Here is a 14,762-nt window from a genome sequence, read left to right as displayed (position 1 = left end):
TGCCGCGACATTGACCCACGCGGCTGTGACCCCCGCCGCGCCGCGGGGATGCTAGGCTTCTTTCCGGAGGAGCCGCCCATGCTGCGTTACGTCCTGCCCTGTCTTGCCCTCGCCTTGCCCGCCGCCGCGCCAGCCGCCGCGCAGGACCGCATCCCGAGCCATTGCATCGCCCTGGCCGAGGCGCCGGGGCTCGAGGTGCTGCACCACGCCGCCTATGGCGATCCGCTGGAAGAGGACCGGGTGCGCATCCGCTACCTCAACCACGCCTCCTTCCTGATCGAGACGCCGGGCGGCCTGAGCGCGGTCACCGACTACACCGGCTTTCTCGGCGTCGGCGATCTCGTCCCCGATGTGGTGACGATGAACAACGCCCACTCGACCCATTGGACGGACCTTCCCGACCCGCGCATCCCCAACGTGCTGCGAGGCTGGGCCGAGGATGGCAGCGCTGCCGATCACGCGCTCGATCTGGGCGAGATGCTGGTGCGCAACGTGCCGACCGATGTGCGCGACCGCTTCGGCGACGGGGTGCGCCCGAACGGCAATTCGATCTTCGTCTTCGAGGTGGCGGGCCTCTGCATCGGCCATCTCGGCCATCTGCACCACGAGCCCGATGCCGCGCAATATGCGGCGCTGGGGCGGATGGATGTGCTGATGGTGCCGGTGGACGGCGGCTATACCGTGAACCTCGAAACGATGGAGAAGGTGGTGCGGCGGCTGCGCTCTTCAGTGGTGCTGCCGATGCACTGGTTCTCGGGCCGCTCGCTCGAGATCTTCCTGTCGGAGATGGAAGCGGAGTTCGACGTGGTGCGGCTGGAACAGCCGGACATCGAGCTGTCGCTGGCGGGCCTGCCCTCGCGCCCGACGATCATGGTGCTGCAGCCCGACTGGATTCCGTAATGGCCCCCGCGCCTTGGCCTTGCTAAGCAGGGCGGGAGAGGTGCCTTATGCTCAATCCCGCCGATAGCGGTTTCCTGTCCCGCCTTGCCGCAGAGCTGCCCGATGGCCGCCTGACCTCCGCCGAGGCCCGTCATCTGACCGAGCCGCGCGGCCGCTATCCGGGCCAGCCCGGCCCGGTGGCCCTGCCGCGCAGCACCGAGGAGGTGGCGACCATCATCCGCGCCTGCGCTGCGGCGCGGGTGGGGGTGGTGCCCTGGGGCGGCGGCACGGGGCTGGTAGCGGGGCAGGTGATGCCAGAGGGGCCGCTGCCCCTGCTCCTGTCGCTCGAGAAGATGAACCGGCTGCGCGGGGTCTTCCCGTCGGAGAACACCATGCTGGTCGAGGCCGGGATGATCCTTGCCGACATCCATGCGGCGGCGCTGGTGGCGGACCGGCTCTTCCCGCTGTCGCTCGCCTCGGAGGGCTCGGCGCGGATCGGCGGCAATCTCTCGACCAATGCGGGCGGGACGGCGGTGCTGCGCTATGGCAACGCCCGCGATCTCTGTCTGGGGCTGGAGGCGGTGCTGCCGGACGGGTCGATCTTCCACGGGCTGAAGCGGCTCAGGAAAGACAACACCGGCTACGACCTGCGCGGCCTGCTCATCGGGGCCGAAGGCACGCTGGGCGTCATCACCGCCGCCAGCCTGAAGCTGATGCCGCGTCCGGCGGCCAATGGCACGGCGCTGCTCGCCGTCGCCTCGCCCGCTGCGGCGCTGGAGCTTCTGGGGCTGGCGCAAAGCAGGCTTGCGGGCCTCGTCTCGGGCTTCGAGCTGATCCACCGCTCCGGCCTCGACTTTCTGGCCGAGACCATGCCGCAGGTACGCCAGCCCTTCGCCGATCCGCCGGAGTGGCTGGTGCTGATCGACATCGGCCTGCCGCAGGCTCTCGACCCTGCCGAGGCGCTGGAGGCGCTGTTCCTGGCGGGTCACGAGGCCGGGCTGGTGAGCGACGGTCTCGTGGCGCAGTCCGAGGCGCAGCGGGCCGAGTTCTGGACGATCCGCGAGTCGATCCCCGAGGCGAACCGGCTGGTCGGCGCGGTGGCGAGCCATGACATCTCGCTGCCGCTGAGCGAGGTGCCGCGCTTCATCGCCGAGGCCGGGGCGGCGCTGGCGGGCATGGCCGACTGGCGGATCAACTGCTTCGGCCATCTGGGCGACGGCAACCTGCATTACAACCTCTACCCGGCGCGCGGGCGCAAGCGCGGCGACTACGACGCCCTGCGCGCCGCGGGTACGCGGCTGGTGCATGACATGGTCGATGCGATGGGCGGCTCGGTCAGCGCCGAGCATGGCATCGGCCGGCTGAAGGTGGCGGAGCTGGAACGCTACGGCGATCCGGCGAAGCTGGCGGCGATGCGGGCGATCAAGGCGGCGCTCGACCCGCATGGCATCATGAACCCCGGCGCGGTGCTGCGCTGACCGAAGTCGCCCCGCCGGGGTGGACCGGCAGGGCGTTGGGGGTGGGGTTGGGTTACGTGTTTTGCAAGCAGCAACCGGATCACCCGGCAAGGACAGGCGTAGATCGATTCGCTTAAGACGTGGTTAATCGCGCCCCGGCTCAGAGCCCTTCAAAGGCGCAGAGCGCATGCACCTCCATGCCCATTGCCTCCAGCTTCTTCCGGCCGCCCAACTCCGGCAGATCGACCACGAAGGCGCAGCCGATCACTTCTGCCCCCAGCGCCTCGATCAACTTGATCCCCGCCTCCGCCGTGCCGCCCGTCGCCAGCAGGTCATCGACCAGCAGCACCTTCTCGCCCGGCTGCAGCGCGTCGTCATGCACCTCGACCACGGCCTCGCCATATTCCAGCTGATAGGCCTGCGAGATCACCGCGCCGGGCAGCTTGCCCTTCTTGCGGATCGGCACGAAGCCGGTCGACAGCTGATGCGCCACCGCCCCGCCCAAGATGAAGCCCCGCGCCTCCAGCCCCGCCACCCGGTCGATCCGCAGCCCGGTGTAGGGCGTCAGCAGCTGGTCGATCGCCATGCGGAAGCCGCGCGGATCGGCGAACAGCGTGGTCACGTCGCGGAACAGGATGCCCTCATGCGGGAAGTCCACGATGGTGCGGATATAGTCCTTCACGGTCTTGGTCATGGTCTCAGCCCTTCAGCACGCGGCCCGCGACCGCATCGAGTTTCGCCAGCAGGGCGGGGTCCCGCTTGTCCGGGGCGGTCATGATCGCGAAATCCAGCGCCCGGTCGCAGCCATGCGGGCAGGGCGCGCGCTCGGCCTCCAGCCGCTGCGGCAGCCCGGCGACAAGCGTGCGGGCATGGCTCGCATTGGCGCCGAGCGTGGCGATGATCGCGGTGATGTCCACCTCGCCGTGATGCGGATGCCAGCTGTCGTAATCGGTGACCATCGCCACCGAGGCATAGCAAAGCTCCGCCTCGCGGGCGAGCTTGGCTTCGGGCATGTTGGTCATGCCGATCACGTCGCAGCCCCAGCTGCGATACATCAGCGATTCCGCCAGCGTCGAGAACTGCGGCCCTTCCATGCAGAGATAGGTGCCGCCCATATGCACCTTCACCCCCGTCGCCCTCGCTGCATCGGCGCAGACTGCCGACAGCCGCGGACAGGTCGGATGCGCCAGCGAGACATGCGCGACGCAGCCCGTGCCGAAGAAGGATTTCTCCCGCGCGAAGCTGCGGTCGATGAACTGGTCGACGATGACGAAATCGCCCGGCGCCATCTCCTCGCGGAACGACCCGCAGGCCGAGACCGAGACGACATCGGTCACCCCGAGCCGCTTCAGCGCGTCGATGTTGGCGCGGTAGGGCACGGTGGTCGGGCTGTGCACATGCCCCCGCCCGTGCCGCGGCAGGAAGGCGATCGGCATCCCGCCGAGCCGCCCCACCAGGATCTCGTCCGAGGGCGCCCCCCAGGGCGTCTCGACCCTCGTCCAGCGGGCCTCTTCCAGCCCGTCGATGTCATAGACCCCCGAGCCGCCGATGACCCCGATCATGGTTTGCATGCCTGCCCCCGTTCCTTGCCGCGCGTGAGACTAGGGGCAGGGCGGGCCGAGGGAAAGCGGATAGCGGCGGCTCCGGGTGCGGTAAATGGTTCCGGCCCTGCCGCTGCCTTTCCTTGCGGCAGGGCGCGGGGGCAGGGGGTTACTTCTCGCCCGGTCGCGTCAGCTCGAAGGTCTCGCGCACCACCGCATAATCGCGGTAGCCGAGCCGCGACAGCGGCGAGAAGCGCGTGACCTCGAACCGCCCGTCGACAAGACAATCGTCGCGCAGATGCACCCCCGTGACCTCGCCGACGATCAGGAAATTGTCCCGCCCCTTCAGCGCGATCACCTCGGTCACCCGGCATTCCAGCGCCGCCGGGGCCCCCTCGACCCGCGGACAGTCGATGGTGGCGCAATCCGCCTTGGCGATCCCGGCATGCAGGAACTCGTCGGTCCCGCGCGGCAGCGCCGCCGAGGTGGCGTTCATCGCATCCACCGCCGCCGCCTCGACGATGTTCACGCAGAACACCCCGCTCGCCTGCAGCGCGGCGAGCGAATCCTTCGCCCCGGTCGAGGCGAACATCACCTGCGGCGGCACATAGGCCACCGCGTTGAAGAAGGAATAGGGCGCCAGATTGTCGCCCTCCGGCCCCCGGGTGGAGATCCAGCCGATGGGCCGCGGCGTCACGATGGCGTTGAACGGGTTGTGCGGCAGGCCGTGGCCTTCCTCGGGACGATAGAACATGCGGGTCTTTCCGGTTTGAACCTGTTGTGCCCGCGTGTTACGGGCGTTTCCAGCAGATTCCGCCCCGAGGGGAGAGGCCTTGTACCGTCTGGAAGAGGAAACCGAGGCCGACTGGTGGGAGGTCGAGGCGCTCTACGACCTGTGCTTCGCACCGGGTCGCACGGCGCTGTCCTCCTACCGGCTGCGCGACGGGGTGCCCACGGTCTCCGATCTCTGCGCCGTGCTGCGCGACGCCGACGGAACGCTGGCCGCCGCGATCCGCTACTGGCCGGCCGAGGTCGGTGGCGAGGACGTGCTGCTCCTTGGCCCGGTCGCCGTCCACCCCACCCGGCAGGGCGAGGGTCTGGGGGCGCTCCTGATCACCGAGAGCCTCGCCGAGGCGAAGAAGCTCGGCTGGGAGCGGGTGCTGCTGGTGGGCGACGCGCCCTATTACAGCCGCTTCGGCTTCCGCAAGCTCGAGGATGTGGTGATGCCGCCGCCCACCAACCCCGACCGCGTGCTGGGCCTGCCGCTGGTCGCCGGCGCCTGGGCGGGGGTCCGCGGAACGGTGACCAAGGCGCGGGGCTGATCCTTGCCGAAGGCAGCCGCCCACCCTACCTATCTGACATGACCCAGCCCGCCACAAAGCTTCCCGCCCCGCTGACCGACCCCGCCCCCGAGATCGCGGCGCTGGCGCTGCGCTTCAACCGCGCCAACGGCCCGGTGATGGCGCTGATGAACCGCATCGGCGGCTCGGTCGAGCACCGCATGACCATGCTGCCGGCACCCGTCCAGCGCCAGATCGAGCTCGCGATCCGCCGCGCGCTGGAACAGGGCCACCGCATCGCCGGGGCAGGCCGGGCCGCCCCGCTCGGGCCGCGGTCCGCCCCGGCGCTGGCCGCGCTCACCGGGGCCGCGGGCGGGGCAGGGGGCATCGCCACCTCCATCGCCGAACTGCCGGTCACCATCACCCTCATCCTCCACGCCATCCGCCGCGCCGCCGAGGCCGAGGGCTTCGATCCCGACGATCCGGCGATCCGGGTGGAATGCCTGCGCGTCTTCTCGGCGGGCGGCCCGCTCAGCCAGGATGACGGGGTGAACTCCAGCTTCATCGGTGCGCGGATCGCCCTCAGCGGCAGCGCCATGCAGAAGGTCATCGCCTCGGTGGTGCCGAAACTGGCTGCCGCCTTCGGCCAGAAGCTGATGGCCCAGGCCGTGCCGATCCTCGGCGCGGTGGCCGGCGCCACCCTGAACGCCGCCTATCTCAGCTACTACCGCGAGATCGCCGAGATCCGCTTCGCCCTGCTGCGCCTGTCGCAGACCCACGGCGCGCCGCAGGTGCTCACCGCCTTCCAGAACGCCGTCGCCCCACCAAAACTGAACCGCTGACCATTTTCTGTCCGAAAATATCCTCGGGGGGAGCCGCCATCAGGCGGCGGGGGGCAGACAGCCCCCCGCAAAATTTCGCAGAAATTTCGCTGCCCGTCCTCAGTCGACCTGCGTCGCCAGCCAGTCCAGCACCGCCGGCCGCACCGTCTCGGCGCCTTCCGCCCGCGCCGCGTCGATCACCCGGCGGGCCCCGGTCAGGTCCACCCGGCGCAGCAGCGCCTTCACCGGGCCGATCGAGGCGGGGCGCATCGACAGGGTGCGGATGCCGAGCGCGGCGAAGCACAGCGCCTCGATCGGGCGCCCCGCATCCTCGCCGCAGAAGGACAGCGGCGTGTCCGTCTCGGCGCAGCGTTGGATGATCTGCTCGATCAGGTTCAGGAAGCTGACGTTGAGCACGTCATAGCGCCGCCGCACCCGCTCGTTCTCGCGGTCGGCGGCGAAGAAGAACTGCTTCAGGTCATTGCCGCCGATCGAGATGAAATCCGCCGTCTCGAAGAAGCTCCTCGGCGCGAAGGCGAGGCTCGGCGTCTCCAGCATCGCCCCGATCTTCAGTTCCTGCGGCACCGGATGGCCCAGGCTGCGCTCGCGGTGGATCTCGCGCAGCAGGTGGCTGCGGGCCGAGGCGAATTCGTGCTGCTCCGAGATGAAGGGGAACATCACCGTCAGGTCGCGCCCGTTGCTGGCGCGGATCAGCGCCTGCAGCTGCATCCGCAGCACCCCCGGCTTGTCCAGCCCGACCCGGATCGCCCGCCAGCCCATCGCCGGGTTCGGCTCGTCCTGCGGCTTCATGTAGGGCAGCACCTTGTCCGAGCCGATGTCCAGCGTGCGGAACACCACCTTGTGGCCCTGCGCCGCGTCCATCACCCGGGCGTAGAGCCGCGCCAGCTCGTCGCGTTTCGGCATCTGGTTGCGGATCAGGAACTGCAGCTCGGTGCGGAACAGCCCGACCCCCTCGGCGCCGGAGCTCTCCAGCGAGGGAAGGTCGGCCATCAGCCCCGCGTTCATCTGCAGCTTCACCACCGCGCCGTCCTTCGACTGCGCCGGCAGGCCGCGCAGCGAGGCGTAGCGCTCCTGCGCCTTGGCCTGCATGGCGATCTTGTCGCGGAAGGCGGCGGCGACCGTGGCCTCGGGCCGCAGATGGACGATGCCCTGATCGCCGTCGACCATGATGTGATCGCCGTTCAGCGCCTCGGTGGTGATGCGCTCGGCATGGATCACCAGCGGGATCGCCAGCGCCCGGGCGACGATGGCGGCATGGCTGCCGACCGAGCCTTCCTCCAGCACCACGCCGCGCAGCTTGCGGCCATAGTCCAGCAGTTCCGCCGGGCCGATGTTGCGCGCCACCAGCACCGGATTCTCCGGCATGGCGGCGCCGGTATCCTTGCCCTGTCCGGTCAGGATGCGCAGCAGCCGGTGCGAGAGATCGTCGAGATCGTGCAGCCGGTCGCGCAGATAGGCGTCGGGCACCTGCTCCATCCGGGCCCGGGCCGCCGACTGCTCCTTCTGCACCGCCGCCTCGGCCGAAAGCCCCGCGCCGATGTCCTCCTCCATCCGCTTGAGCCAGCCGCGCGAATGGGCAAACAGCCGGTAGGCCTCCAGCACCTGCTTCTGTTCCTTGTCGAGGCTTGCCGCCGACAGGAGATCATCGACCGAGACGCGCAGCTGCAGCACTGCGGCGCGGATGCGCTCGGTCTCGGCCACCGGATCGTCGGCCACCGGGTTGGTCACCACGACGCGGGCCTCGTGCAGCCAGACATTACCTTCGGCCGCGCCCTCCTGCCCGGTGTTGCCGCGGAACAGGACGGGCCGGGTGTGCTTGGCCGACAGCGCCTCGCCTTCGCCGATGAAGGCCCCCAGTTCGGTCATCTCCGCCAGCACCATGGCCACCACTTCGAGCGCGTAGATCTCGTCATCGGAATATTCGCGCTGGTTGCGCGACTGCACCACCAATACGCCTAGCTTCTCGCCGACCCGCTGGATCGGCACGCCGAGGAAGGAGGAATAGATCTCCTCGCCGGTCTCGGGCATGAAGCGAAAGCCGCGTTCGGCCGGCGCATTGCCGGTGTTCACCGGCGCGGCCGAGCGGGCGACGCGCCCGACCAGGCCCTCGCCCAGCTTCAGTCTTGTCTGGTGCACGGCGTCGGGGTTCAGGCCCTCGGTGGCGCAGAGCTCCAGCGTTTCGCTGTCGCGGAACAGGTAGATCGAGCAGACCTCGGTCCCCATCGAGTCCGCGATCAGGCTGGTGATCCGGTCAAGCCTGTCCTGGCCCTTGCCGGGGACGGCAAGACTGTCACGCAAACGCTTGAGAAGCTTGCGGCTTTCGCTTTCGCTGCGTTCGGGCATGTCCCCCCGGCGGTGGTTCGGCCTTAATTGGCCGTTTCAAGTGCGAAGGCATCATGGAGCGCCTGCACCGCGAGTTCCATATATTTCCGGTCGATCAGCACCGAAATCTTGATCTCGGAGGTGGCGATGACCTTGATGTTGACGCCATCGGCGGCCAGCGCCTTGAACATCGTCGCCGCAACCCCGGCGTGCGAGCGCATGCCGATGCCGACGACCGAGACCTTGGCCACATCGGTGTCGCTGACCAGATCGTCATACATGATCGCTCCGGCGGCCTTGGCATCCTCCAGCGCCTTGCGGGCGCGGGCGACCTGGTTCACCGGGCAGGAGAAGGTCATGTCGGTCACGTTCACCGTGCGGCCGCCCAGATCCTTCTCCGAGATGTTCTGCACGATCATGTCGACATTCACGCCCGCCTCGGCCAGGGGGCCGAAGATCGCCGCGGCGACGCCGGGCCGGTCCTCGACGGTGACCAGCGTCATCTTCGCCTCGTCGCGCGAGTAGGCGACGCCAGAGACCACTTTCGATTCCATGATATCATCCTCGTCGCAAACCAGGGTTCCCGAAGTCTCGTCCGTGTCCTCGAAGGAGGACAGCACCCGCAGGCGCACATTGTAACGCATCGCCAGCTCGACCGAGCGGGTCTGCAGCACCTTCGCGCCCAGCGAGGCCAGCTCCAGCATCTCCTCGTAGGCGATCTTGTCGAGCTTGCGCGCCTTGGCGGTGATGCGCGGATCGGTGGTGTAGACGCCGTCCACATCGGTGTAGATGTCGCAGCGCTCGGCCGAAAAGGCGGCGGCGAAGGCGACGGCGGTGGTGTCCGACCCGCCGCGGCCCAGAGTGGTGATCCGGCCTTCGGGGCTCACGCCCTGGAAGCCCGCGACCACGGCCACCTTGAAGCCTTCGGCGAATTTCGCGTCGATGTTCTCGCGCGGGATCGACAGGAAGCGCGCGGCGGAATGCGCCGAGGTGGTCTGGATCGGCACCTGCCAACCCTGCCAGCTGCGCGCCGGCACGTCCATCTCCTGCAGCGTCAGCGCCATCAGCCCCGCCGTGACATTCTCGCCCGACGACACCACCGCGTCATATTCGCGCGCATCGAACAGCGGCGAGGTCTGCTCGACCCAGCCGACCAGCTCGTTGGTCTTGCCGGACATGGCCGAGACGATGACGATCACGTCATAGCCGCGCTCGACCTCGCGTTTCACCTTCTGCGCCGCATTCTGGATGCGGGCGAGATCGGCCACAGACGTGCCGCCGAATTTCATCACTAGAAGCGGCATGGCAAAACCCCTGCGGCCGGACCCGGAATTGCGGCGGTTCTTATGCGGGGCAGGGGGGAAGGGCAAGAGGCGACTGACCGCAGGCCGCTGACATGCAACTGTCGCAGAGCGCTGATAGCCGGGCCTATGCTGTTTGCAAGGTGAGGGTGTGATGGACGGAACGCGGACGGACGGGACGGCGGCGGAAATCGAGGCGCGGGCGCTGCTCGGCCAGCTGACGGCGCTGAGGGCCGGGCTGGCGGCGCGCTCCGAGGCGCGCATGGCCCGCTGGGCGCCGCGGGTGCAGCGTCAGGCCTTCCTCGGCTCGATCTGCAACATGGCCGACTGGCTGGCGCTGCGCGAGGCCGACCTGACGCCGCTGCAGCCCGGCCTCGCCCGTCTCGGCCTTTCCACGCTGGGCCGGCTCGACGGCCATGTGCGCCCGTCGCTCGACGCGGTGATCGCCGCGCTCTCGGCCATCGCCGGCGAACCCGCGACCTTTCCCGGAGAGGAAGCCTTCGCCCAGGGGCTGCCCTGCCTCGCCGCCCGGCGCGACGCGCTCTTCGGGGCGCGCGGCGATGGCCCGCAGACCCGGATCATGGTGACCCTGCCGACCGAAGCCGCCACCGACCCGGCCTTGGTCGCGGCCCTCATTGCCGAGGGCGCCGACGCCTTCCGCATCAACTGCGCCCATGACGACCCCGAGGCCTGGGCGGCGATGATCGCCCATATCCGCGCCGCGGCGCCGGAGCGGCATATCCCGGTGTCGATGGATCTCGGCGGGCCGAAGTTCCGCATCGTCGAGCTGACCGACAAGCCCAAGCACCGCTTCTTCCCCGGTGACCGCTTCGCGCTGGTGGCCCGGCTGGAGGACGCGCCGAAAGGGCTGGTCGGAGCCACGCTCAGCCACCCCGCGCTGCTGGCCGCGCTGCAGCCGGGGGCCGAGGTTTCTGTCGACGACGGCAAGATCCGCGCCAAGGTGCGGGTGATGGGGCCGGACCATGCCGTGCTGGAGGTGATCCACGCTCCCACCAAGGGCGCCAAGCTGAAGCCCGAGAAGGGGGTGAACCTGCCCGGCGCCAATCTGCGCGTCGCGGCGCTGACCCCGGCCGACCTGGAGGCGCTGGATTTCGTCGCCCCGAACGCCGATCTCGTCGCCTTCTCCTTCGTGCAGACGCCGCAGGACGTGCGCGACCTGATCGCCGCGCTGCAGGCCCGCGCCGCGCCGGGGCGCGAACTGCCGGCGATCCTTTTGAAGATCGAGACCCCGCTCGGCCTGCGCAACCTGCCCGAGCTGATCGTCGAGGCGGGCGGCGTGCTGCCGGTCGCGGTGATGATCGCGCGCGGCGATCTGGCGGTGGAGATCGGCTTCGACCGGCTGTCGGAGATCCAGGAGGAGATCCTCTGGCTCTGCGAGGCAGCGCAGGTGCCGGTGGTCTGGGCGACGCAGGTGCTCGAGGGCATGGTGAAGGAAGGTCAGGCCAGCCGCGCCGAGGTGACCGACGCCGCCATGAGCCAGCGCGCCGACTGCGTCATGCTGAACAAGGGCCCGCATGTCGTGGCCGCCGTCGGCTTCCTGCGCGGCATTCTCGGCCGGATGGACAGGCACCACGCCAAGAAATCCGACCGGCTCGGCCCGCTGCGGGTCTGGGGTGAGGGCGCCTAGAGCGCCCGCCAGCCGATGTCCTTGCGGCAGAAGCCCTCGGGCCAGTCGATCGCCTCCACCATCGCATAGGCCCGGTCGCGCGCCTCGGCCAGCGTGGCGCCGCGCGCGGTGACGTTCAGCACCCGCCCGCCATTGGCCACGATCTTGCCGTCGCGCTCGGCGGTGCCGGCGTGAAACACCATCTGCGAGCTCGTTTCCGGCAGCGTCTCTAGCCCGCCGATGACCGAGCCCTTGGCATAGCTGCCGGGATAGCCCTTCGCCGCCATCACCACGGTCAGCGCATGGTCGGTGGCCCAGTTCACCTGCGCCTCCGCCAACCGCCCCTCGGCGCAGGCCAGAAGCAGGTCCAGCGCCTGCGCGCCGAGCCGCATCATCATCACCTGGCACTCCGGGTCGCCGAAGCGGGCGTTGTATTCCACCAGCCGCGCCCGGCCGTTCTCGATCATCAGCCCGGCATAGAGCACGCCCCGATAGGGCATGCCGCGCCGGGTCATCTCGGCCACGGTCGGCTTCACGATCTCGTCCAGCGCCTGCCGCTGGATCGCCATGGTCAGCACCGGCGCCGGGCAATAGGCGCCCATGCCGCCGGTATTCGGCCCCTCGTCGCCGTCGAAGGCGCGCTTGTGGTCCTGCGCCGTGCCGATGGGCAGCACCGTCTCACCATCGGTCAGCACGAAGAAGCTCGCCTCCTCGCCCGCCATGAACTCCTCGATCACCACCTCGGCCCCCGCCGCGCCGAACTCGCCGCCGAACATGTCGTCGATCGCCGCCAGCGCCTCGGCCTCGGTCATGGCGACGATCACGCCCTTGCCCGCCGCCAGCCCGTCGGCCTTCACCACGATCGGCGCGCCCTGCGCCCGGATGTAACCCTTCGCCGGTTCGGCCTTGTCGAACCGCGCCCAGGCGGCGGTCGGCGCGTTGCAGGCGTCGCAGACCTCCTTGGTGAAGCGCTTCGACGCCTCGAGCTGCGCCGCCTCGGCCGAGGGCCCGAAGGTCAGCAGGCCCGCCGCCCGCGTCATGTCGGCCACGCCCGCCGCCAGCGGCGCCTCGGGGCCCACCACGACGAAATCGACCGCATTGGCCTCGCAGAAGGCCACCACGGCGGCGCCGTCCAGAATGTCGAGATCGGCGCATTCGGCCAGCTGCGCGATGCCCGCATTGCCGGGGGCGACGATCAGCCGGTCGCATTTCGGGTTCTGCTTGATCGCCCAGGCGAGGCTGTGTTCGCGCCCGCCGCTGCCAAGGATCAGGATGTTCATATGCGCCCCCGCTCAGGTTTGCGCTGTCCTAATCGGGCGGGGGGCTTCGGGCAAGGGCGCGCGGCTCCGGAGCGGGGCTTAACCTTTCCTTTGGCCGGAGGCATCATGCTTGCCCCGAGTCTCCAGAGGATGCCATGTTCCACCGCCTTGCCCTTGCCTTCGCCGCCCTGTGCCTCTCCGTCCTCCCCGTCGTGGCGCAGGATGACGCCACCGTCAGCCGCTGGCTGGGCGTCGCCTTCGCCCGGCTGCCCACCCCCGACCGCATCGCCGTGCAGGACGAGCTCAGCCTCGCAGGCCTGTTCACCACCGCGATCGACGGCCACGAGGGCGAAGATACCGACACCGCTCTGCTCTACAGCGTCGATTTCATCGCCGACAACTCGCTGGGCCATGTGGTGATCCCGATGGCCGGGCCCGAGGACGCCGAGGCCTATGTGCAGGCGCTCGGCCGGCGCGAACACTCCGACTGGCTCTATGGCGAGGGGGAAGAGGGCGAGTGACCCGGTTGCCTCGGCCCGCCCGCTCGGGCAGAAAGGCCGGATGAGCGATCTCTTCGAAGACCCGGCCCCCGGCAACGCCCCCGAATACACCGTGTCGGAGCTTTCCGGCGCGGTGAAGCGGGTGATCGAGGGCGAATTCGGCCTCGTCCGGGTGCGCGGCGAGATCGGCCGGGTCTCGCGCCCCGCCTCGGGCCATCTCTACTTCGACCTGAAGGACGACCGTTCGGTGATCGCCGCCATCGCCTGGAAGGGCCAGGCGGCGCGGATGCAGGTCCGCCCCGAGGAGGGGATGGAGGTCATCGCCACTGGCCGGATGACCACCTTCCCCGGCCAGTCGAAATACCAGCTGATCGTCGAGGATGTCGCCCCCGCCGGGGCCGGCGCCCTGATGGCCATGCTCGAGAAACGCCGCGCGGCGCTGGCCGCCGAGGGGCTCTTCGATGCCGAGCGCAAGCGCCCGCTGCCCTATCTGCCGCAGGTGATCGGCGTGGTCACCTCGCCCTCCGGCGCGGTGATCCGCGACATCCTGCACCGGCTGCGCGACCGTTTCCCGCGCCATGTGCTGATCTGGCCGGTCGCCGTGCAGGGCGAGCGCTGCGCCCCCGAGGTCGCCGCCGCCATCCGCGGCTTCAACGCGCTGGAGCCGGGCGGCCCGATCCCGCGCCCCGACCTGCTGATCGTCGCCCGTGGCGGCGGCAGCCTCGAAGACCTCTGGGGTTTCAACGAGGAGATCGTGGTGCGCGCCGCCGCGGCCAGCACCATCCCGCTGATCTCCGCCGTGGGCCACGAGACCGATACCACGCTGATCGACTTCGCCTCCGACCGCCGCGCCCCGACCCCGACCGCCGCCGCCGAAATGGCGGTGCCGGTGCGGCTCGACCTGCTGGCGACGGTGGACGGGCAGGGGGCGCGCATGTCGCGCTCGGTGGCGCAGGCGGTCTTCGCCCGGCGCCAGCGGCTGAGCGATCTGTCCCGCGCGCTGCCCCGGCTCGACGCGCTGACCCAGGGCGCGGCGCAGCGCTTTGATCTGTGGTCCGGGCGGCTCGGCGGGGCGCTGACCGCGCTGGTCCGGGCCAAGCGGGCGCGGCTCGACCCGCTCGGCGCGCATCTGCGGCCGCGGCTGCTGGCCGACCTCGTCTCGCGCAGCCGCGAGCGGCTGGCCGACCGCAGCCGCGCGCTGGAGGCTGGCCATGCCCGCCGCACCGAACGCGCCGCCGACCGGCTGGCCTCGCTCTCGGCCCGGCTCGATCCGGCGCTGAGCCGCAGCGTCGCCGAGGCCGCCCGCCATGCCGCGCGCGACCGCAACACGCTGAACGCGCTGACGGCCCGGCTGGAGGCCGCGCCGGCAGAGCGGCTGCGCCGGCTCTCCGACCGGCTGGAGGCGCTGGACCGTATCCGCCAGACCCTCGGCTATACCGAGACGCTGCGCCGCGGCTATGCGGTGGTGCGGGGCGACGGCGCCGTGGTCACCACCAAGGCCGAGGCCGAACAGGCCAGCGCGCTGGAGATCGAGTTCCGCGACGGCCGCCTTGCGCTCGGACCGCGCAAGCCGAAACGCGCCAAGCCCGCCGATCCGCCGCCGGAGCAGGGCAGCCTGCTCTAGATGTTCGATAGGGTAAAGCTGTGGCCGCTCAACCCCGCCGCAACCCGCAGCCGATGTTCGATCTACACCCCGACATCCGGCCCGGCGCAGATCAGCGGCGCCTTGCTCTGCGCCACTTCCGACAGTTCCG

General features: G+C 70.0%; 13 protein-coding genes. 7 read left to right on the top strand and 6 right to left on the bottom strand.

Annotated elements, in window-relative coordinates; genetic code table 11:
• Positions 1-78: 78 nt before the first annotated feature.
• Together C5F48_RS09895 and C5F48_RS09890 are read left to right on the top strand one after the other, a co-directional pair.
• Positions 79-900, top strand: coding sequence for an MBL fold metallo-hydrolase (locus C5F48_RS09895; RefSeq protein WP_107663746.1), 822 nt, complete (start codon positions 79-81; stop codon positions 898-900).
• Positions 901-947: 47 nt separating this feature from the next.
• Complete coding sequence (locus C5F48_RS09890; RefSeq protein ID WP_107663745.1) at positions 948-2,357, top strand: FAD-binding oxidoreductase; 1,410 nt, start codon at positions 948-950, stop codon at positions 2,355-2,357.
• 139 nt (positions 2,358-2,496) lie between these two features.
• Here the strand turns inward: C5F48_RS09890 and C5F48_RS09885 are convergent, their stop codons facing one another.
• The 3 genes from C5F48_RS09885 to C5F48_RS09875 all read right to left on the bottom strand — a co-directional run bounded on the left by C5F48_RS09885 (position 2,497) and on the right by C5F48_RS09875 (position 4,631).
• Positions 2,497-3,030 (bottom strand): adenine phosphoribosyltransferase, encoded by a 534-nt coding sequence (locus tag C5F48_RS09885; protein ID WP_107663744.1) that lies wholly within the window; start codon positions 3,028-3,030, stop codon positions 2,497-2,499.
• Positions 3,031-3,034: 4 nt separating this feature from the next.
• Complete coding sequence (locus tag C5F48_RS09880; RefSeq protein ID WP_107663743.1) at positions 3,035-3,907, bottom strand: S-methyl-5'-thioadenosine phosphorylase; 873 nt, start codon at positions 3,905-3,907, stop codon at positions 3,035-3,037.
• A gap of 139 nt (positions 3,908-4,046) precedes the next feature.
• On the bottom strand, positions 4,047-4,631 hold the full coding sequence (locus C5F48_RS09875) for a flavin reductase family protein (protein WP_107663742.1): 585 nt from the start codon (positions 4,629-4,631) through the stop codon (positions 4,047-4,049).
• Positions 4,632-4,710: 79 nt separating this feature from the next.
• Between C5F48_RS09875 and C5F48_RS09870 the strand changes: the two genes are divergently transcribed.
• Both C5F48_RS09870 and C5F48_RS09865 read left to right on the top strand, forming a co-directional pair.
• Positions 4,711-5,199 carry a GNAT family N-acetyltransferase gene (locus C5F48_RS09870; protein WP_107663741.1) on the top strand — a complete coding sequence of 163 codons (489 nt, stop codon included), beginning with the start codon at positions 4,711-4,713 and terminating at the stop codon, positions 5,197-5,199.
• 38 nt (positions 5,200-5,237) lie between these two features.
• The gene (locus tag C5F48_RS09865; protein WP_107663740.1) at positions 5,238-5,999 is read left to right on the top strand and encodes an EcsC family protein; all 762 of its coding nucleotides are present in this window, start codon (positions 5,238-5,240) and stop codon (positions 5,997-5,999) included.
• A gap of 99 nt (positions 6,000-6,098) precedes the next feature.
• On the opposite strand, the gene ptsP is transcribed toward C5F48_RS09865, so the two are convergent.
• Both ptsP and C5F48_RS09855 read right to left on the bottom strand, forming a co-directional pair.
• Complete coding sequence (gene ptsP / locus C5F48_RS09860) at positions 6,099-8,342, bottom strand: phosphoenolpyruvate--protein phosphotransferase (RefSeq protein WP_107663739.1); 2,244 nt, start codon at positions 8,340-8,342, stop codon at positions 6,099-6,101.
• A 23-nt stretch (positions 8,343-8,365) separates the two neighbouring features.
• On the bottom strand, positions 8,366-9,625 hold the full coding sequence (locus C5F48_RS09855; protein WP_107663738.1) for an aspartate kinase: 1,260 nt from the start codon (positions 9,623-9,625) through the stop codon (positions 8,366-8,368).
• A gap of 151 nt (positions 9,626-9,776) precedes the next feature.
• On the opposite strand from C5F48_RS09855, the gene C5F48_RS09850 reads away from it, so the two are divergent.
• Positions 9,777-11,270: a pyruvate kinase gene (locus C5F48_RS09850; RefSeq protein WP_107663737.1), complete on the top strand. Its 1,494-nt coding sequence runs from the start codon at positions 9,777-9,779 to the stop codon at positions 11,268-11,270.
• Here C5F48_RS09850 and purD read toward each other — a convergent pair.
• Positions 11,267-12,529, bottom strand: coding sequence for a phosphoribosylamine--glycine ligase (purD, locus tag C5F48_RS09845; RefSeq protein ID WP_107663736.1), 1,263 nt, complete (start codon positions 12,527-12,529; stop codon positions 11,267-11,269). The two genes, C5F48_RS09850 and purD, sit on opposite strands and share 4 nt — an antisense overlap.
• A 134-nt stretch (positions 12,530-12,663) precedes the next feature.
• Between purD and C5F48_RS09840 the strand changes: the two genes are divergently transcribed.
• The gene (locus C5F48_RS09840) at positions 12,664-13,029 is read left to right on the top strand and encodes a hypothetical protein (RefSeq protein WP_107663735.1); all 366 of its coding nucleotides are present in this window, start codon (positions 12,664-12,666) and stop codon (positions 13,027-13,029) included.
• Between the two features lie 40 nt (positions 13,030-13,069).
• Positions 13,070-14,632, top strand: a complete 1,563-nt coding sequence (xseA, locus tag C5F48_RS09835; protein ID WP_107663734.1) for an exodeoxyribonuclease VII large subunit — start codon at positions 13,070-13,072, stop codon at positions 14,630-14,632.
• Positions 14,633-14,762 lie beyond the last annotated feature (130 nt).

The organism is Cereibacter changlensis JA139 (assembly GCF_003034985.1).
In the GTDB taxonomy this organism is placed as follows: Bacteria; Pseudomonadota; Alphaproteobacteria; order Rhodobacterales; family Rhodobacteraceae; genus Cereibacter; species Cereibacter changlensis.
This window is presented reverse-complemented; position numbering and strand designations above follow the sequence as displayed.